The sequence below is a fragment of the Hymenobacter sp. genome (genome assembly GCF_031398885.1).
In the GTDB taxonomy this organism is placed as follows: Bacteria; Bacteroidota; Bacteroidia; order Cytophagales; family Hymenobacteraceae; genus Hymenobacter.
In genome coordinates, this window is the sequence record NZ_JANNOD010000091.1 from 1 (window position 1) to 18410 (window position 18410).

Below are 18410 nucleotides of genomic sequence, written 5' to 3' on the forward strand. Positions count from 1 at the left end.
TGCTCACTGCTCACTGCTCACTGCTCACTGCTCACTGCTCACTGCTCACTGCTCACTGCTCACTGCTCACTGCTCACTGCTCACTGCTCACTGCTCACTGCTCACTGCTCACTGCTCACTGCTCACTGCTCACTGCCTCCCCCGATGTGGACGAAAGAAAAAATCCTGACCCGCGAGCAACTGCCGGCCGTGTTGGCGGCCTGGCGCGCCGGGGGCCGCCGGGTGGTGTTCACCAACGGCTGTTTTGACCTGCTGCACCTCGGCCACGTCGACTACCTTGAGCACGCCCGCCACTTGGGCGATGCCCTGGTAGTGGGCCTCAACACGGATGCCTCGGTGGGCGTCCTCAAGCCCGGCCGGCCCATTCAGGACGAAGCGGCGCGGGCGCGCATCCTGGCCTCGCTGGCCTTCGTAGACGCGGTGGTGCTCTTCGGCGAGCCCACGCCGCTGGCGCTCATCGAGCTGGTGCAGCCCGATGTGCTGGTGAAAGGCGACGACTACGCCGTCGACGGAATTGTGGGCCACGAATTGGTGTTGAACCGGGGCGGCCAGGTGCGCACCGTTCCGCTGGTGCCGGGCTACAGCACTTCCCGGATTGTGGAGCGAATTTTGCACCCCGCGTAACTGCTTTCACCCTTCTTTTTTCCTTCTTCAACCCATGTACATCCTGCTCATTCTGCTCATGCTCGTTAGCTGGGCCATCCAGTGGCGCCTGCGCAGCAAGTTCAAAAAATACGCCCAGGTGGGCCTGCAAGCCAACCTGACCGGCGCGCAAGTGGCCGAGCTGATGCTGGCCGACCACCAGATTACCGACGTGCGCATCATCAGCACCGACGGCCAGCTCACCGACCACTACAACCCGGCCGACAAAACCGTGAACCTGAGCGAAGGCGTGTACGCCGAGCGCAGCGCAGCGGCGGCGGCCATTGCAGCCCACGAGTGCGGCCACGCCGTGCAGCACGCCACGGCCTACTCCATGCTCCAGTTCCGCTCGGCCATGGTGCCGGCCCTGAGCGCGGTGTCGCGCTACATGCCCTGGATTCTGCTGGCCGGGGTGTTCATGATTAACCGCAGCCTGATTCCGCTGGGCGTGGGCATTGCCTTGTTTTCACTCACTACGCTGTTTTCATTCGTCACCCTGCCGGTCGAGTTCGACGCTTCCCGCCGGGCCCTGGCCTGGATGGACCAGCGCGGCGTAGTCACCACCCAGGAGCACGCCATGGCCAAAGACGCCTTGTGGTGGGCGGCCATGACCTACGTGGTGGCCGCCATCAGCTCGCTGGCGACGCTGCTGTATTACGTCGCCATTTTCTTCAGCGGCAGCCGGCGGTAGTCCCGCACCGCATAGCTAGCTCTTTAAGCCGCCGTTCTGGAAACAGAGCGGCGGTTTTTTTGTGGCGCGCCGGGTGCTGACCGGCGCCTGGCCGGGCCGCGTTAGCGAGCGAAAATTATAGAATCAATCATATGCAACGCTTATTGATTATTTTCTTGAGAATACCTGCTATTTTGTCGCGTCTTTCCCAGCCACTGGCGGCTGTCCCCGTCGTCCTTGCCAACCAACGGGAGCCAGCCGGTTCAGAAACGCCTTTTCTGCCCGCTCCATGCACGCTTCTACCCCAACGGCCCTGGTAGCGGCCGCGCCCACCTTGTTTCGGCAGGGGCTGCTGGCCTTGTTCCGCGAGCAGTGGCCTCATCTGCTCCTCACCCTCACCGCCGACGCCTCGCAGGTGGCCGAGCTGGTGTCCCGCCGCCCCTTCGGGCTGATTGTTCTCGAAGGCTCCTTGCCGGGGCCGGGCCTGCCCGGCCTGCTGGCCCAGCTGCACCGCGCCCGGCCCACCCAGCGCCTGCTGGTGCTGGACGACCCCCGCACACCGGCCCCGCGCCGCGACGTGTTGGCCTGGCCCGGCACCCGGCTGCTGGTGCCCAGCCAGGTGCCGCCCCAAACGCTGGCCGCCGCCCTGGCGCCCTGGCTCGACGCCGCGCCGGAGGCCGCGCCAGTCCGCGCCGGCCGCGCCTATTCCATCGAAGGCAGCTTTAGCCCCCGCGAGTTGGAAGTGCTGCGCTTGGTGGTGAACGATTATTGCAACGAGGAAATTGCCGGCCAGTTGTGCCTGAGCGTGCGCACCGTTGAGAGCCACCGGCGCACCCTGCTGCACAAGGCCGGTACCCGCACGCTAGTGGGGCTGGCCGCCCGGGCCGTGCGCGAGGGCTGGGTGGCGTGAGAAGTTCAGTGCTAGCACTGATGCGCGGGCACGGGGCGCGAAATCATCTTTACGCCACGGTTTGCGGGGCCGGCTGCCGCTGGCGTTCTGCGGGCCTCACCGGCGGCCGGGCACCCCGCCGGGTCTTGATTTTCGCTCATCTGCTGCTGCGGTCATGCGTTCCTTGCCCTGCTTGTTCCTGCTTTGTCTGCTGGCCGGGGGCAGTGCCCGGGCCCAGCAGGGGCCGGCGCGGCCGGCTTCGGCCGGCCCGGGTGGCGCGAAGGTGCCGGCGCAGCGCGAGGTGCCGGAAGCAGCCAGCCGCCGGCCCGCCAGCCGGCCCTCGGTGCAGGTGGTGGACGTGTACAGCCTCTCCAACAAGCGCCGCGACACCTTGCAGCTCGGCGACCAGGCCGTGCTGCGGGTGCGGGGGCTGCGCGCTGCCCTGCTGTACTACCAACGCGCCCAGGACGACCTGCGCCTGTACGTGGACGGCGTGCCCCTGCCCATGAAGCCGACCGGCTTGGACACGCTCCTCAACGCCGACACCGCCACGGTGCGCTTTGTGCTGCTGCGCGACCGAAGCACGGAGAGCACCTGGCAGCTGTTTTATTCGGTGTGGCGAAAGCTGGAACACCCGGCCCACATCGGCATTGGGTTCGATACGGGGCAGCTGGGCAGCGCTTTCCCTGGCGGGAGCAGCAGCATCCGCCTGGAGCTGGTGCGCCGGGCCGAGCTGGGGTGGGGATTGGCGGCCGTGGCGGTGCTGCTGGGCGGGCTGATTTACCTGGCGCGGCGCAGCAACCTGGTGCGCAGCGACGTGCTCCGGGGCCAGCTCGACACGCTGGGCGGGGCGGCCACCGCCCTGGTGGGCCGGGGCCACGAAACCGTGCCCTTCAGCCTGAGCAAGGTGCAGCTGGCGTTCTGGACCTTTCTCATCAGCAGCGCCTACCTGCTCTGCTACCTGGTGACGGGCGAGCTGACGGCCCTGCCCGACAGCCTGCTGGGCCTGCTGGGCGTGAGCCTGGGCAGCAACGTCTTCAGCCGGGTGCTCACCCGCGAGCAGATTGTGGCCGTGGGCCCGCTCGACGTGAACGCCCAAAGCCTGGGCTTCTGGCCCGACTTGCTGGCCGAGGACAATCGGTTCAGCATCGCCCGGATTCAGTTTCTGCCGTTCAACGTGCTGGTGGGCCTCTACTTCGTGCGCCACGTGTGGAAGCAATGGTCGCTGCCGGACCTCGACGGCGGCCTGCTGGCGCTTATTTCCATCAGCGCCGCCGGCTTTCCGGTGGGCAAGTCGCAGGAGCACAAGTCCACGGCGGCCGATGCCCCGCCGGCGGCCGCTCCCGCAGCCGGGACCACGGCGGCCGCGGCCCTCATTTCGCCGGCTGGGGCGGCAGCCCCCGGCCCGGCTGCGGGATGAGGGCCCGCACGGCCCCTTGCTCGGGGGCAAGGGGCAGGCAGCAGTTGAACCGGAAAGCCGACCGGGGGCTGCCGCCACCAAGTCCGCAGCACGGCCCGGTTGAGCGCCGCTCACCACCCCAGCGGTCTATCTGGCCGACGGGCTTTTCATGGCTGCCGCTGGGGTCCGTTGTTCGACCAAGGTGGCGGTATCGAAGCAGCCGTGCCCCGCCACGGGCCGTTGCGTTACCAACATTTTTTTAGCGCCGCTCATGACCCCCGACCCAACCCCGCACAAAGACAGTCTTTCGGACAGAATTGCTGGCTGGCTGCCCAACCTCACGGGCATTACCCAACTGGTCATGGTGACGCTGCTGGGGGTGCTGGCCAAGTGCGGTGCCGACGACTACGCCCGCAATGTCGAGCGCACCAAAATGATTAAGGACCTGACCGAAACGCTGACCAAACCCCAGTCGGAGGCCAACATCAGCAGCCAAAACTTTGCCCTGCTGACCCTGGACCGGCTGTATACCAACCCGAGCCTGAAGTGGTACCAGCGCGCCAACGAGGAGCGGCAGGCCGATGACTCCCTCATCTTCAGCATCGCCGAAGAAATGTGGCGGGTACGCAAGGCGCTACCCAAGAAGCCGGGCGACGGCGACGTTATCGACCAGGCCCGGCTCGATTTGGCCGCGCGCATCATGCAGCACCGCGACCGGACGCGGTATCAGAGCCTGCACGATGCCTACGAAATGGGGCAGCAGCAGAAAACCCGCTCCCTGCCCGACGCGCCGTTGGCCGGCACCGAGCAGCCGTTTGCCGACCTGGCCATCTCCGCCACCCGCCTTCGCCCTTCGCCCGGCCCGGCGGTGGCGGGCAGCCAGGTTCCCGCTTCTGCGCCCGATACGTCGGCCGTGGGCGCAGGCCCGGCCGCCCCGCTCGATGTGGCGCCAAAAATCTGCTACATCCAGTTTCGGGGCTTTCCGCGGCCGGTGGCGCAGCAGCTGCAGCTGCAATTTCAGCAGCGGGGGTGGCTGGCGCCCGGCGTGGAGCGCGTAGCGGGTAAGTATCGTTGCAGCGTGCGGTACTACTTCGCCGAAGACCACGCAAAAGCCCAGAAAGCCCAGGCCATCACCCAAGCTTTTCTGGCTTCCCTGAACGACACGTCGCGCGTGGTGCTACAGTCCCTGGGGCGCCGAAAGCCTCCCCAGCGGGTGCCGCACGGCCAAGTGGAGGTGTGGGTGAGGCCGGCGGACAGCTAGCCGGTCCTTTGGCCGCCGGCGCAGCGGCGGGGGGCAAGCCCCGGCCGGGGCCCACAAGGTTTTTGCCCGCCGGCACGGGCTCTTGCCCCAACCGAACGCGCAGGTAAGGCTGCCCGGGGCGCTGCTGGCCGTAGTCGTTTTAATTCAACTCAAACCCCAAAACCCATGGTAAGCGTAACCGAAAACCGAAGCGTCGCCCTCCAGGACAACGAGGCGCTTTTTGTCAGCGTCATCGTTGGCAATGGCCAGCTAGGCGGCACCTACATCGAGGTCAGCCGCGGCCCCGACAAAATAGTCGTTGCCAAAGCCGCCGACATCACCAACCTGTTTGTGGGCACGGGGAAGACCCTGCGGGGCTTCGCCCTCCTGGTGCGAACGGCCGTGGTGGATGTCAACCCGCACACCGACTGGACCATCATCACCCACCGCATCAAGCGGGGCAACGCCGCCGAAACCAACGAGAGCTTCACCAAAGAAGCCGACACCCAAAAGCCGGGCTCCGACGGCATTGTGCTCTACACGATAACCTACACCTTCAACTGAGCCGTTCCATGAGACTTCACCTGTTGTCTTCGCTGCTGCTGCTGGCTTGCACGGCCTCGGCACAAAGCAGTACGGGAGCCAAGCCGGCGGCCCCATTGGGCAACTTGCGGGCCCCCACCGCCCCCGGGTTTGTTTTGCTGGGCAAGGCCCCCGCCCAGGTCGACCGGCCGACGACGCCGCACGGGATTGCCACCACGCTGCTCGGTGGGCTGCAGGGGCAGGACTTTGCGCTGTCGGTCGCGCCGTACTGGCTGGCCCAGCACCCCAATCTCACGTTTGAAAAGTACACCAACAGCGAGGCGAAAATGGATTTTGCCTGTTTCTACCGCGACGCGGGCGTTTCGCTGGCCGTTGTGACGGACGCGGCCAGCAACCGCAACGCCGGCCTGGGCTTGCGCACCAACCTGTTCCGGGTCCGCCAGCCGGTGGTTGGCACCCTGCTGAAGCGCTACGCCGACCGGGTGAAGCCGCTGCTGGTCGGGGTGGCGAGCGACCCCGCCAACGCCGCCCTGCGGGACAGCGTCAGCCAGTACCGCCGGCTGATTGAGCAGGCGGTGACCGAGTTCGAGAACAAGCCGCTGCTGCTGGTGAGCCTGGCCGGGGCCTATGCCTACCGCCTGCCCGAAGGCGACCGAAGCGGCGACCGCCGCCGTGGCGGCGCCTGGCTGGACGTCGCCTGGCGGCCCGCGCCCCGGATTGAGGTACTGGGCGTGGCCCGCTGGCAAAACCTGGTGGCGGGCCCCGCGCTCGACCGGCGCGAAAACGCGTGGGACTACGGGCTGCGCGCGGGCGGAGAATTTTCGTTGGGGGCCGCGCGGGACTGGCTGTTTTCGGCGGAATATGTGCGGCGGCTGGCCGGCAGCGGGGACACCTACCGGCTGGCCGTCGTCAACGAAGTGGAAGTGACGGATAACATCTATTTCACGGCCACTTTCGGCGAAGACTTTGGCAACGGCAGCAACGCGATTTCGCTGTTTGGGTTGAACTTCGGCATCACCACCGATGCGCAGTTGAAGGCGAAGTAGCGTCGCCGCCCGCATCAGCGCGTTTTACCCTAGCTTCCGGTACCGCACCCGCTTGGGCTCCACGTCGCCCAGGCGCTTGCGCTTGGCCTCCTCGTAATCCGAGAAGTTGCCCTCGAACCACACCACCTCGGAGTCGCCCTCGAAGGCCAGGATGTGGGTGGCCAGCCGGTCGAGGAACCACCGGTCGTGGCTGATGATGACGGCGCAGCCGGCGAAGCTTTCCAGCGCGTCTTCCAGGGCCCGGATGGCGTTGACGTCGAGGTCGTTGGTGGGCTCGTCGAGCAGCAGCAGGTTGGCGCCCTGCTTGAGGGTCATGGCCAGGTGGACGCGGTTTTTCTCGCCGCCCGAAAGCATGGCCACCTTCTTCTCCTGGTCGCCGCCGCCGAAGTTGAACTTGCTCACGTAGGCGCGGGAGTTCACCGGCCGGCCGGCCATGAGCATGGTTTCGGTGCCGCCCGTGATGGTGTCGAACACCGACTTGCTGCCGTCGAGCGTGTCGTGCTGCTGGTCGATGTAAGCGGTTTGCACGGTGGGGCCCACCTCGAAGGTGCCCGCGTCGGGCTTCATCTGGTCGGTTATCATCCGAAAGAGCGTGGTTTTGCCCGCTCCGTTCGGCCCGATGATGCCCACGATGCCGCCCTGGGGCAGCGAGAAGCTCAGGTTTTCGAACAGCAGCTTGTCGCCGAAGGCCTTACGCAGGCCTTCGGCCTCGATGACCTGGGCGCCCAGGCGCGGGCCGTCGGGGATGAACAGCTCCAACTTCTGCTCCTTGTCCTTGGCCTCCTCGCTGGCCAGCTTGTCGTAGTTGGCCAGGCGGGCCTTGCCCTTGCTCTGGCGGGCCTTGGGCGACATGCGCACCCAGTCCAGCTCGCGCTGCAGGGTTTTGGCGCGCTTGCTCTCGGAGTTTTCTTCCTGGGCCAGGCGGGCGGTTTTCTGCTCCAGCCAGCTGCTGTAGTTGCCCTTCCACGGGATGCCCTGGCCGCGGTCCAGCTCCAGAATCCAGCCGGCCACGTTGTCGAGGAAGTAGCGGTCGTGGGTCACCGCAATCACGGTGCCCTTGTACTGCTGCAGGTGCTGCTCCAGCCAGAGCACGCTCTCGGCGTCGAGGTGGTTGGTGGGCTCGTCGAGCAGCAGCACGGCGGGCTCCTGCAGCAGCAGGCGGCACAGGGCCACCCGGCGCTTCTCGCCCCCGCTCAGCGTGCCGATGACGGCCTCCGGCGCGGGGGTGCGCAGGGCGTCCATGGCCCGCTCCAGCCGGGTGTCGAGGTTCCAGGCGTCGAGCTGGTCGAGCCGCTCCTGCACCCGGCCCTGGCGGTCGAGCAGCTTGTCGAAGTCGGCGTCTTCGGCCCCAAAGGCTTCGTTGATTTCGTCGTATTCCTTCAGCAGGGCCACGGTTTCGGCGGCGCCTTCCTCCACCACCTCGCGCACGGTTTTGGTGGGGTCGAGCTGGGGCTCCTGCTCCAGGTAGCCCACCGAGTAGCCGGGCGAGAACACCACCTCGCCCTGAAACTGCTTGTCGACCCCGGCAATGATTTTGAGCAGGCTCGACTTGCCCGAGCCGTTGAGGCCGAGCACGCCGATTTTGGCCCCGTAGAAGAACGAGAGGTAAATGTTTTTGAGAACTTGCTTCTGGGGCGGGTAAATCTTACTCACGCCGGCCATGCTGAAGATGATGGTCTGGTCGCTCATGGGAAGGTTGGAAATGGAGGAGGTTGTGGCGGGAGCGGGGCGGCCCCGGGCCGCAAAGAACGGCAAGGTCGCCCCGGAACCCATCACCTGCCGGGCGCGCCGCGCGCCGCGGCCCTTCCCAACGACGTCCCGGCGGCCGTTCGCCCCCAATAATTCTCCAACCACCATCCCTATATTGCCCCGTCACCTAAAATCACATCCCTTCGTCGTCTTTTTCCCGTAAACTTGTATTCCCTTCCCGGTTCCACGTTTCAGCCATTTCATTTTATTCCACACTCCTACCCACGAGCTTAATTTTTGTATGGAACCAACCGACCACTTGTTGGCCGAAGCCAAACGCTACGGTTACGTGGAAGCCGGCGGCGTGTGGCTGCGCCCCGTGCTGGCCCAGCCTGCCCGCCAAATAGGTCTGGTCAAAGAATCGGACGACGCGGCCCTGCTTTATTTTGCCCACCGTTTTGCCGCCCTGCACGCCAAGGTCGACGCGCTGCTGGGCAGGATGGACGCCAGCGAAAACAAAGGCTCGTACCTGATGAAAGCGCTGCACCTCAAAGCGCTGCTGCTGATTTACGACGGCCTTGGCGACTTCGCCGCCCTGCACCGCCGCCTCACCGAAGCCGAGGAGGCCATTGCCGTGACCGTGGCCCACAACCGCGAAAAAAACCTGGCCACCAAGCTTGGCTTTATTCATGAAGCCGAAGTTCTGCGCGACAGCGTGGAGTGGATTTCGGCCAGCGAAAAAGTGAAGGACCTGCGCCAGGGCTGGCTCAAAACCGGCCCCGTGGACAAGGCCCTGACCGACGACCTGGAACACCGGTTCCAAACGGCCATCCAGGTATTTTTCGACCGCCGCAAGTCGTTTCAGGCCGATAAAAAGGCCATGAGCTCGCGCGTGCAGACCCGCTACCGCGACCTCATTGAGCAAGCCGAAAGCCTCAAGAATTCCGACCAGTTCGAAACCACTTCGCGCCAGCTCAAGCTGCTGCAGCAGGCCTGGCGCGAGGTGAACGGCACCCTGCCCAAAAAGCAGGCCTCTGAGCTGTGGACGCGCTTCCGGGCGGCCAACAACCACTTCTTCGAGCGGCTCAAAACGCACATTGCCGCGCAGCAGGCCGGGGGCGGCGCTGGCGCGCCGGCTTCGCCCGACCAGCTGCTGGCCCGCAAGCGCGCCCTGGCCGACCGCGCCGAAGCCCTGATGCACACGCCCCCGCAGGAAGCCATTCACCAGGCCAAAGCCCTGCAGGCCGAGTGGAAACAGGTGGGCACCGTGCGCGGCGAGGAATCGGACCGCATCTGGCAACGCTTCATGGTGGCCTGCGACAAGATTTTTGAGCTCAGCGCCCTCGAATACCACCTGCGCAAGCGCGTGGGCGGCGAGCCCGCGGCCACCTCGCCCGCCGAGCGCGCCCGTTTCCGGGCCACCACCCTGCGCGAATTGCTCAAGGACGACCACCAGGAGCTGGAGGTGCTGCGCGACAACCTCGACAAGCTTAGCCCCAGCACCGCCAACGACGCTTTCCGGCAGATGCTGCAAACAAAAATCCGGTCGTTTGAACGCAAGATTCGCACGAAAAATGACCTCATCGCCTTGTTCAGCCAGCAGGCCCAGGCCGCGGGCTAACCTTGGCCAGCCTTTTGCGTTGTCGCTTTTGACGCGGTTTCCGGCTTGCATGTTGAGCGGAAACCGTTACCTTCGCCAACCTTTTTTTATCCTCCTTCTTATGTACTGGACACTCGAATTGGCTTCCTACCTGGAAGATGCGCCATGGCCCGCCACCAAAGACGAACTGATTGACTTTTCCATCCGCTCGGGTGCCCCCATGGAAGTGGTAGAGAACCTGCAAGCTCTGGAGGACGACGGCCAGCCCTACGAAAACATCGAGGAAGTATGGCCCGATTACCCCACCAAGGAAGACTTCATGTTCAACGAAGACGAATATTAGTTTTTTGGTGCTAGTTGTCAGTTATTGGTTTCCAGGCAGCCCGTTGCTGACCCGTGTCTGGCCCCGAATAAGTAGCAATTGACCACCCGATAATTACCAGAAATTTGGTTGCGGGCCGCCCCGGCAGGGTGCTGGTCCGCAGCCTTTTTTTGTGCCCGTCCGCGTCGGCGTTCCTGGTCATGGTGAGCCACAACAGCAGCGGCGTTGGCGGCTCACCGCCGACTGCCCCCAAAAGCCGGCGGCTAATTGCTTGGCCAGGAGGTGCGCGGCCCGCGCCGGGCCGCCGCCGCGAGAAGTTGGGAGCTAAGAACAGCCGCAAGCCTCAGCCTTTAGCGCTCAACTCTTGACTGGCGCCCGCTGGCCCGGCCGGCCGCGCAGCACCTGCGCGATGGAGCGCATGAACGGCCCTGGCGTCACGGAATTCATTACCCGTAGGTTGTCGGTCCAGGAAGTGGTTTCGTCCAGAAACCGGAAGATGCGCTCCACTGGGTTGCGCTCGAACAGCTCCCGAAAAATGTCCCGCGTGGTTTCGCCTCGCCGCTGCATAATATCGAGCAGCAGGGTATCGAAAAGGTGGAATTGCCACCGGTCGCCGGTGGAATCCCGGGGCGGGTGGCCCGTGGCGGCCAGCGCCGCCACCAGCCGCGCCGAGTGCTGCTGAATGCGCTTGAAGGCGTAGCCCGTGCTGGGCTTGGCGCGCCCCCCGCGTGTGCCCAGGTTGATGATGCGGGCGCCGTCGCGGGCCGGCAGCGGATGGTCCGTCATCGGTATGGCCCCCACTTCCTCGGCCGTGACGCGGTAGTCGCTCACGCCCAGGTTGGCACTCAGGTACGTGCGGATGGCCGCCTCGTATTCGGACTTGGGCAGGGGCGCCTCGGAAAACAAGGTGTATTCCACCAAGGCTTTGCGGGGGGCAAAGGGCAGCACGTAGATGAAGCGGGCCTGCTGCTGCTGCGGGCCCCGGAAGTCCATGAACTCCACCACGTTGGGGTCGAACACATCGGTGTCCGTTTCGACTTCCCAGCCCACGAAGTGTTGCAGCAGGTAGCGGTGCTTGCCCGGGTTCTGCGCCAGGGCGGGGGGGCGGCTGTCGAAGCCGTAGCGGGCCGCGAACTCGCCCGCGCTGCTGCGCACCCGTACGCCGTCGGCGGTATTTTCAAGGCTTTCCACCGCGCCGCGGACGAAGGTAAACTGCGGGTTATCGGCCAGCGCCCGCTGCACAAACTGGTAGTAATCCAGCCCGCGAATCATTTGGTAGCGGAAAGCGCCAAGGTCAAACTCTTTTTCAAAGCCCGGGCTGCGAAACGCAATTTTGCGCCACTCGTGGGCCGCGATGCCGTCGAACGGCGTCGGCTCGTCGGTCCAGAACGACCAGGTGCGGTCGTTGCGGTCCTTGGCTTCGGCCTCGATGAGCAGCACCTTTTTGGTGGCCAGGCGCGGCTCCTGGGCCATGTGGTACGCCAAACTCAGTCCCGCCGCGCCGCCGCCCACAATGAGGTAGTCGAACTGAACCACAGATTTTACGAATTTTAACAGATGGAACGGATTTTTTGTGGTTTCGCCCCGATGGGAAGCGGCCACTCTATCTCAGTGAACAAGCGTAACCACAATAATCCGTTTTAACCCGGTACAATCCGCGAAATCTGCGGTCTTAGAAGTTTGGCGACAGCAGATACTTGTGGTAGAAGTCGTCGATGATTTTTACCGCCTCGCTGGCGTCGTCCACGATTTGCACCAGGTTCAGGTCCTCGGCCGAAATGTTGTGCTCCTCGTGCAGCATCACGTCTTTCAGCCAGGCAAACAGGCCGTTCCAGTACGCCGAGCCCACCAGCACGATGGGGAAGCGGCTGATTTTCTTGGTCTGAATCAGCGTCATGGCCTCAAACAGCTCGTCGAGCGTGCCAAAGCCGCCGGGCATGCCCACGAAGGCCTGCGCGTACTTCACGAACATCACCTTGCGCACGAAGAAGTAGTCGAAGTTGATGCACTTGTCCTGGTCGATGTACAGGTTGTGGCTCTGCTCGAAGGGCAGGTCGATGTTGAGGCCCACCGACTTGCCGCCCTCGGCGCGGGCGCCCTTGTTGCCGGCTTCCATGATGCCGGGGCCGCCGCCCGTGATGACGCCGTAGCCGTGGCGCACCAGCTTGGAGGCGATTTCCTCGGCCAGCTGGTAGTACGGGTTGTCGGGCTTGGTCCGGGCCGAGCCGAAAATGCTGACGCAGGGCCCGATTTTGGACATCTTCTCGAAGCCCTCCACAAACTCGGCCATCACCTTGAAAATCTGCCAGGAGTCGGCAATCTTAATTTCGTTCCAGTCTTTGTCCACGAAGGCTTTGCGCAGGCGCTGCTCGTCCTCGATGGCCAGGGCCGGCTCGCCGTTGGCCTGCTGCCGCATCTCGGTGATGGAAGTCAGCTTGTCGTCGTTGACGTTGGGTTGCTTGATGGTTTTGCCGCTGCCAGCGTTCAGCAGGTCGTCCGAAAGCTTGGTTTTGCTGGTCTTAACTCTCTTTAGCGTAGACATAATCGCGAGGGGAATTCCTTCAAAAAACAAAATCGCCCCGAAGAAGGGGCGACCAAAAGTAGGGCGTCAAAGTTACGGAATAATGGTAATGAGGTGATGAAGTAAAAGGAGCACGGTTCTTTTTACCCTATCACCCAAAACCTACACCAACTGCCGCAGCGCCATCTCGAACGACCGCTGGGCAATGCCCGTGGCCTGCGCATTCTCGGCGTGCGTGCGCTCCAGCGCGGCCCCGATAATGCGCGAGGTGTCGGCGAAAATGGCCTGGTCGGTGATTTCGGCGCCGGTTTCCATGAGGTAGGCGAACACGCGGGCCATGCCGCAGTTGGCAATGAAGTCGGGGATGACGGCCGCGTGCCGGTCGGCGAACTCGCCGGTGGGGCCGAAAAAGATTTCCGGGTCGGCGAAAGGCACATTGGCGCCGCAGCTTATCACCTTCAGGCCACCGGCCAGCAGCTGCTCCACCTGCCCCCGCGCCACGAGGCGCGACGAGGCCGCCGGAATGAAAATGTCGGCGCCCACCGCCCACACCCGCTCGTTGATTTCGGCAAAGGTGAGCAAGTGGTCAGCGGTGAGGGCGTTGCCCTGGCGGGTCAGCAGCAGCGCCCGGACTTCTTCCAGGCCGAAGCCGGTGGGGTTGAGCAGGCCGCCGACCCGGTCGATGATGCCCACGATGCGCACGCCCTGCCCGGCCAGGTAGTAGGCCGCCGCCGCGCCCACGTTGCCCCAGCCCTGGATGATGGCGCGCTGCCCGCGCACGTCGGTGCCGGGCCAGAGGCGGTAGTAGTGGCGCACGGCCTCGGCCACGCCGTAGCCGGTGATGAGGTCGGCCACAGTGTACTTGCGGGCCAGGCTGGGGGAGAAGGTAGCATCCTCTATCACCTTGATGACGCCCTGGCGAAGCTGGCCCAGTTTCTGAATTTTTTGGGGTTCGGTGGCGCGGTAGTGGCCATTCACCACCCCCTCCTGCGGGTGCCACAGGCCGTATTCTTCGGTTATAGGGATAACCTCATGTATCTCATCTACGTTAAGGTCCCCACCGGTGCCGTAGTAGTTTTTTAATAAGGGGAACACCGCCCGGTACCAGCGCTCCAACACCCCACGCTTGCGCGGGTCCTGCGGGTCGAAGTTGATGCCCGACTTCGCTCCCCCAATGGCTGGCCCCGACACCGTGAATTTTACTTCCATCGTTTTTGCCAAACTCTCCACTTCCCGCTGGTCCAAACCCTTGCGCATGCGCGTGCCGCCGCCGGCCGCGCCACCGCGCAACGAGTTGATTACCACCCATCCTTCGGCTTCGGTTTCCGGGTCTTTCCACTCGAAGACGATTTCGGGGCGCTTGTTTTCAAACTTGGTCAGCAGGTCTAGCATCGGGCAATCAGGGAAAGGTGCCCAACAATAAAAGCAGGCGGGCAAAGGTAGAAACGAACGCCGGAGCGGCCGAAAACGGCAATTGTATTTGAGAGAGAAATAAAATGTCTAAATACTTAGGTATTTTAAGTGTTATTGAAGCGTTTCTCCTTAATTTGCACCGTGCTTAGGAACTACCCAAGTAGAACCGATGTATTGCGCTTATTCTACTCTTCCATTTTTCTCAACTTTTTATCGATTTCATGAAACCATTGCATTCGCGTGTTGAAGCGCAACAGTTGGACCGTGCCGCGGCTATGCTCAAGGTTCTCTCCCACCCAAAACGGTTGGCTATTGTTGATTTGCTGGGCAAAACCAAAGGCAAAGACAGCCAGATGTCCGTTACCGACATTTACCAAGCTCTCGACCTGCCCCAGGCCATTGCTTCGCAGCACCTCATCACCCTCAAAGACCGGGGCGTGCTGAAATCCAGCAAAGTGGGCACCAAAATCTACTATTCGCTGGCCGTGCCCCAGTTGCTGAAGGTCATTGACACCCTCGAAGACTATTCGGGCAAACTGTAGGCTTAGCCAAAACTTGCTTACTGGAAGGAGGCTGTTTCGAAAGAAGCAGCCTTTTTTCTATGCGCCGGGCGGCCTGTGGAAAGCCGCGTGCAGGGCCAGCACCTGGGGCAGCAGCGGCAGCGCGTCGTCGTTGGTCAGCACGTAATCGGCCCGGCGCATTTTTTCCTCCTCGCCCAGCTGCTTGGCCATGATGGCCTCCACGTCGGCGGGCGAGCGGTGCGGGTCGCGCCGCCGCAGCCGGGCCTGGCGCACCGCCACCGGCGCAAACACCGTGATGATGCGGTCGAGCTGCTTGTAAGAGCCGGCTTCAAAAAGCAAGGCGGCTTCCTTGAGCACGTACGGGTGGCCGGCGTGCTGCTGGGCGGCGGCCCACCGCTCAAAGTCGATGCCCACGCGCGGGTGCACCAAGGCGTTGAGCTGCGCCAGCAAGGCCGGATTTTGAAACACCGTGCCGGCCAGCACGGGGCGGTTCAGCCGGCCGGCGGGGTCATAAGTGTCGGGGCCGAAGGCGGCAGTGAGCTGCTGACGCAGCACCGCGTCGTTCTCCATCAGCCACCGGGCCCGAGAGTCGGCGTCGTAAGTGGGTACGCCCAGGGCGTGAAATAAGCGGCTGGCAATGCTCTTGCCCGAGCCAATGCCGCCGGTGATGCCAATGCGCAGCATGATGTCTTACCTGGGGAGTGAAGCGCGCCGGCGCCGGCCGGGCACCGAAACCGGCGCGCGGAGCTGGCGTTGGACCCGTACCGTGGGCACCGATGGGCGAATGCGCGCCGGCACATTCACGCCGACTTCGATTTCGTTGGAATTGCCCCGGGCCGTGGTTGGGGGCAGGGCAATGGGGTAAGGACTCGGCAGCTCGTTCACCAAGCTGGCGGGACCCCGGAAAGTGACGGCGGCAGGGGTGAACCGCGCCGTGTACAACCGCGCCGAGTCCGTCGGCAGCGCCAACGAAATTTGGCGGGTGGCGTAGCGGTCGAACGTCAGCCGGAGGGTGTCGCCGGCCCAGTCGTTGACTTGCACGCCTTCCAGCGCATTCTGCAGGCCGCGGCGCCACAAGGCAGCGGGCAAGTACCGGGTGCCGGGCAGCGGCACCGGCCGCAAATCGGCGGGGCGGGTGCCCCAGCCCATGTTGGCCCGCAACAGGCGCCAGCCCTGGCCCGTGACCGTCACCGGCAGCGCGGCGGGCAGGGGCCGCAACGGCACGTAGTGCACGGAGTCGTAGTGCCAGGCCAGCGGGAAATTCAGGCGCGTGGTGTAGGTTTTGTTCAGGGCATTCATCTGCCAGAACAGGCCGGCGGCCAGCAAGCACGCCGTCACGGCCCGGTAAAAGCTGGGCTCCTTGCCCGCGAAGGGCCGCACGAACCAGCGCAGCAGCCGGGCGGCCCGGTTCAGCGGCCCGTCCATGGCTTAGGCGGCGGCGATGCCGTCGGTGCCCGCGCTGGCCTTGGTGCCCACCTCGCGGGCAATGGCCGAGCGGTCGAAGCGCAGCTTGGTGCCGCGGTCCACTTCCACCACCACCGTTTCGTCGGTCAGGTCAACCACCAGCCCGTGCAGCCCGCCGATGGTGACGATGCGCGACCCTTTGGCCAGCGACTGCCGGAAGGACTTGGCGTCGGCCGCCCGCTTTTGTTGCGGCCGAATCATGAAGAAGTACACCACCAGGCCAATGGCCACGGGGAACACCAGTTGCATGTAGTCCACGCCACCGGCGGCTTGCAATAGTAGGGTCAGGAACATGGCGTTGCGAGTAAAGCTTAGAGAGGATTGGCGCCTTTGGCGTCGGCGGTGAGGATGTTGCCCTTGATGAGGACGGTGGTGATGCTGGGCTGCGTGTTGGCCCGCACCGACACTTGCTTGCTGATGATGCCCTGCTTGCCGCGGCTGTCGAATTGCACTTCCATGGTGCCCTTGGCGCCGGGGGCCACGGGCTCCTTGGTCCAGCGGGGGGTGGTGCAGCCGCAGGAGGCGGTGGCGTCTTCAATCAGCAGCGGCGTCTTGCCGGCGTTGGTGAAGGTGAAGACGTGGTTGACCTTGGCATTGGGCTGAATGTCGCCGAAGTCGAACTCCGCTTCGCTGAACTTCATCACCGGCGCGTTGGGGTCGGGCGTTTCGTTTTCGCTCACCACGTTGGGGTTGTCCACCGCGGGGTTGGCCAGGGCGTCGGAGGCGGCGGTGGCGGCGGCGTTCATGCCCAGGGTGCCCACTTCGGCGGTTTTGTCGCGGTTGCACGCCCCGAGCAGCAGCGCGGCAGCGAGAAGAGTCTGGTATTTCATGGGAAAATGCAGTCGTGCCGGGGCACGTTTCGATAACGGTGAGGTGTCCTCCCAAACAACGGCTTGCCCGGGAGAGTGCCGCCGCCGGGGCCTACAGTTTGGCGATGATGTTTTGGGCGAACTGGCTGGTGCTGGCGTGGCCGCCCAGGTCGCCGGTGCACTGGTCCTGGTGCAGCAGGGTGCCTTCCAGGGCTTTTTCAATCTGGTCGGCTTTGGCGTGCTCGCCCAGGTAGTGCAACAGCATCAGGGCCGAGCGGAGCAGGGCCGTGGGGTTGGCCTTGCCCTGGCCGGCGATGTCGGGCGCCGAGCCGTGCACGGCTTCAAACACGGCCATGTCGTCGCCGATGTTGGCGCCCGCCACCACGCCCAGGCCGCCCACGAGGCCAGCGCAGAGGTCGGAAAGGATGTCGCCGAACAGGTTGGTGGTCACAATCACGTCGAACTGCTCGGGCTTATTGACGAGCTGCATGCACATGTTGTCGATGATTTTGTCCTCGAACACCACCTGCGGAAACTCGGTGGCGGCTTCCTTGCAGGCGTTGAGCATCAGCGTGCCGGCCATTTTCAGGATGTTGGCCTTGTGGGCCAGGGTCACTTTTTTGCGGCCGTGCTTGGCGGCGTAGGCGAAGGCGGCGCGGCAGATTTTGCGCGAGCCCGCCACCGTGATGCGGTTGAAGGAATCGGCAATGCCCAGCCGCTCGTCGTACACTTCCAGGCCCGAGTACAGGCCCTCGGTGTTTTCCCGAAACAGCACCAGGTTGATGCCTTCGTAGCGGGTGACGATGCCCGGCGTGGTTTTGCTGGGCCGCACGTTCTGGTAGAGGTCGTACTTCTGGCGCAGCGTCACGTTGATGCTGCGAAAGCCCTTGCCCACCGGCGTGGTAATCGGCCCTTTTAGGGCCACCTTATTCTTTTCCAGCGACTTGAGCAGGGCGGTGGGAATCAATTCGCCCGATTGGTCGAACGTGGTCTGGCCGGCGTTCTGCTCTTCCCACTGCACGGGCACTTGCGCCGCGGTAAAAATGTCGGTAACGGCTTTGGTGATTTCGGGGCCAATGCCGTCGCCGGGAATAAGGGTTACTAAGTGCATGCTTTTTTAAGTGATGAGGTAATGAAGTAATGGGGTGATGAGGTAATGAAGCATACTGTCTACTTCGTCACCTCATCACCCCATTACCTTGTCGCCATTAGATTCCCTTGCGGGAATTGATTTGATTGATGAGCTGGTCGACGTCGCCCAGCAGCTGCTCGGCTTTGGATTTGGCGTCGGAGATGACGCGCTGGCCTTCGCTTTTGGCCGAGGACTGGCCAGTGGCTTCGCGGCTGGTCACGAGGCTGTCGGTGAGGTCGGCCAGCACAGAGCGGTACTTTTCCAGTTGGTAGCTAATCCAGGAGCGGGTTTCGGTGCCGGGTTCGGGGGCATAAAGCAAGCCAAGGGCCGCGCCGGTGAGGGCGCCGCCCGCGAAGCACAAGATGCCGGTGGTGGTTTTGCTGGCCATGGTTGTCGGGATGAGAAGAAGGAAGGAAAGGTGAGAACGGTAACTGGCGTGAGTACGCAGAAACGCGGCCGCAGGTACAAAGGTGGCTAAAGAGGCCGGATTTGTGAACGCCTGTCCTGTCG

General features: G+C 63.9%; 20 protein-coding genes. 10 read left to right on the plus strand and 10 right to left on the minus strand.

The window, feature by feature from the left end:
• Nucleotides 1-144 precede the first annotated feature (144 nt).
• The 7 genes from rfaE2 to RMO51_RS17095 all read left to right on the plus strand — a co-directional run bounded on the left by rfaE2 (nt 145) and on the right by RMO51_RS17095 (nt 6429).
• Nucleotides 145-624 (plus strand): D-glycero-beta-D-manno-heptose 1-phosphate adenylyltransferase, encoded by a 480-nt coding sequence (gene rfaE2, locus RMO51_RS17065; protein ID WP_310396781.1) that lies wholly within the window; start codon nt 145-147, stop codon nt 622-624.
• A gap of 34 nt (nt 625-658) precedes the next feature.
• On the plus strand, nt 659-1333 hold the full coding sequence (locus RMO51_RS17070) for a zinc metallopeptidase (RefSeq protein ID WP_310396656.1): 675 nt from the start codon (nt 659-661) through the stop codon (nt 1331-1333).
• A 268-nt stretch (nt 1334-1601) separates the two neighbouring features.
• Nucleotides 1602-2222 carry a LuxR C-terminal-related transcriptional regulator gene (locus RMO51_RS17075; protein ID WP_310396657.1) on the plus strand — a complete coding sequence of 207 codons (621 nt, stop codon included), beginning with the start codon at nt 1602-1604 and terminating at the stop codon, nt 2220-2222.
• Nucleotides 2223-2376: 154 nt separating this feature from the next.
• Nucleotides 2377-3621 (plus strand): hypothetical protein, encoded by a 1245-nt coding sequence (locus tag RMO51_RS17080; RefSeq protein WP_310396658.1) that lies wholly within the window; start codon nt 2377-2379, stop codon nt 3619-3621.
• 250 nt (nt 3622-3871) lie between these two features.
• Entirely contained in the window at nt 3872-4861 is a 990-nt protein-coding gene (locus RMO51_RS17085; protein WP_310396660.1) for a hypothetical protein, read from the plus strand.
• 165 nt (nt 4862-5026) lie between these two features.
• Entirely contained in the window at nt 5027-5404 is a 378-nt protein-coding gene (locus RMO51_RS17090; protein WP_310396661.1) for a hypothetical protein, read from the plus strand.
• A gap of 8 nt (nt 5405-5412) precedes the next feature.
• A complete protein-coding gene (locus RMO51_RS17095) occupies nt 5413-6429 on the plus strand; it encodes a hypothetical protein (protein WP_310396662.1) in 1017 nt (338 codons plus the stop codon).
• A 24-nt stretch (nt 6430-6453) separates the two neighbouring features.
• Here the strand turns inward: RMO51_RS17095 and ettA are convergent, their stop codons facing one another.
• Complete coding sequence (gene ettA / locus RMO51_RS17100; RefSeq protein ID WP_310396664.1) at nt 6454-8118, minus strand: energy-dependent translational throttle protein EttA; 1665 nt, start codon at nt 8116-8118, stop codon at nt 6454-6456.
• Between the two features lie 301 nt (nt 8119-8419).
• On the opposite strand from ettA, the gene RMO51_RS17105 reads away from it, so the two are divergent.
• Nucleotides 8420-9739, plus strand: a complete 1320-nt coding sequence (locus tag RMO51_RS17105) for a DUF349 domain-containing protein (RefSeq protein WP_310396666.1) — start codon at nt 8420-8422, stop codon at nt 9737-9739.
• A gap of 100 nt (nt 9740-9839) precedes the next feature.
• Nucleotides 9840-10061 carry a DUF2795 domain-containing protein gene (locus RMO51_RS17110; protein WP_035561220.1) on the plus strand — a complete coding sequence of 74 codons (222 nt, stop codon included), beginning with the start codon at nt 9840-9842 and terminating at the stop codon, nt 10059-10061.
• Nucleotides 10062-10397: 336 nt separating this feature from the next.
• Here the strand turns inward: RMO51_RS17110 and RMO51_RS17115 are convergent, their stop codons facing one another.
• From RMO51_RS17115 to RMO51_RS17125, 3 genes are all read right to left on the minus strand, one after another.
• Complete coding sequence (locus tag RMO51_RS17115) at nt 10398-11576, minus strand: lycopene cyclase family protein (protein WP_310396672.1); 1179 nt, start codon at nt 11574-11576, stop codon at nt 10398-10400.
• Between the two features lie 136 nt (nt 11577-11712).
• Nucleotides 11713-12456, minus strand: a complete 744-nt coding sequence (locus RMO51_RS17120) for a TIGR00730 family Rossman fold protein (RefSeq protein ID WP_310396782.1) — start codon at nt 12454-12456, stop codon at nt 11713-11715.
• A 267-nt stretch (nt 12457-12723) separates the two neighbouring features.
• On the minus strand, nt 12724-13953 hold the full coding sequence (locus tag RMO51_RS17125; RefSeq protein WP_310396674.1) for a Glu/Leu/Phe/Val dehydrogenase dimerization domain-containing protein: 1230 nt from the start codon (nt 13951-13953) through the stop codon (nt 12724-12726).
• Between the two features lie 296 nt (nt 13954-14249).
• Here RMO51_RS17125 and RMO51_RS17130 point away from each other — a divergent pair, with 296 nt between their 5' ends.
• Complete coding sequence (locus RMO51_RS17130; RefSeq protein WP_310396784.1) at nt 14250-14516, plus strand: metalloregulator ArsR/SmtB family transcription factor; 267 nt, start codon at nt 14250-14252, stop codon at nt 14514-14516.
• Between the two features lie 57 nt (nt 14517-14573).
• On the opposite strand, the gene coaE is transcribed toward RMO51_RS17130, so the two are convergent.
• From coaE to RMO51_RS17160, 6 genes are all read right to left on the minus strand, one after another.
• A complete protein-coding gene (gene coaE, locus RMO51_RS17135; protein WP_310396675.1) occupies nt 14574-15179 on the minus strand; it encodes a dephospho-CoA kinase in 606 nt (201 codons plus the stop codon).
• A gap of 6 nt (nt 15180-15185) precedes the next feature.
• Nucleotides 15186-15920 (minus strand): hypothetical protein, encoded by a 735-nt coding sequence (locus RMO51_RS17140; RefSeq protein ID WP_310396677.1) that lies wholly within the window; start codon nt 15918-15920, stop codon nt 15186-15188.
• 3 nt (nt 15921-15923) lie between these two features.
• Nucleotides 15924-16253, minus strand: coding sequence for a preprotein translocase subunit YajC (gene yajC, locus RMO51_RS17145; RefSeq protein ID WP_310396679.1), 330 nt, complete (start codon nt 16251-16253; stop codon nt 15924-15926).
• A gap of 17 nt (nt 16254-16270) precedes the next feature.
• A complete protein-coding gene (locus tag RMO51_RS17150; RefSeq protein WP_310396681.1) occupies nt 16271-16789 on the minus strand; it encodes a DUF1573 domain-containing protein in 519 nt (172 codons plus the stop codon).
• Between the two features lie 91 nt (nt 16790-16880).
• Nucleotides 16881-17879, minus strand: a complete 999-nt coding sequence (locus RMO51_RS17155; protein WP_310396683.1) for an isocitrate/isopropylmalate family dehydrogenase — start codon at nt 17877-17879, stop codon at nt 16881-16883.
• Nucleotides 17880-17976: 97 nt separating this feature from the next.
• Nucleotides 17977-18288 carry a YtxH domain-containing protein gene (locus tag RMO51_RS17160; protein WP_310396685.1) on the minus strand — a complete coding sequence of 104 codons (312 nt, stop codon included), beginning with the start codon at nt 18286-18288 and terminating at the stop codon, nt 17977-17979.
• Nucleotides 18289-18410: the final 122 nt, after the last annotated feature.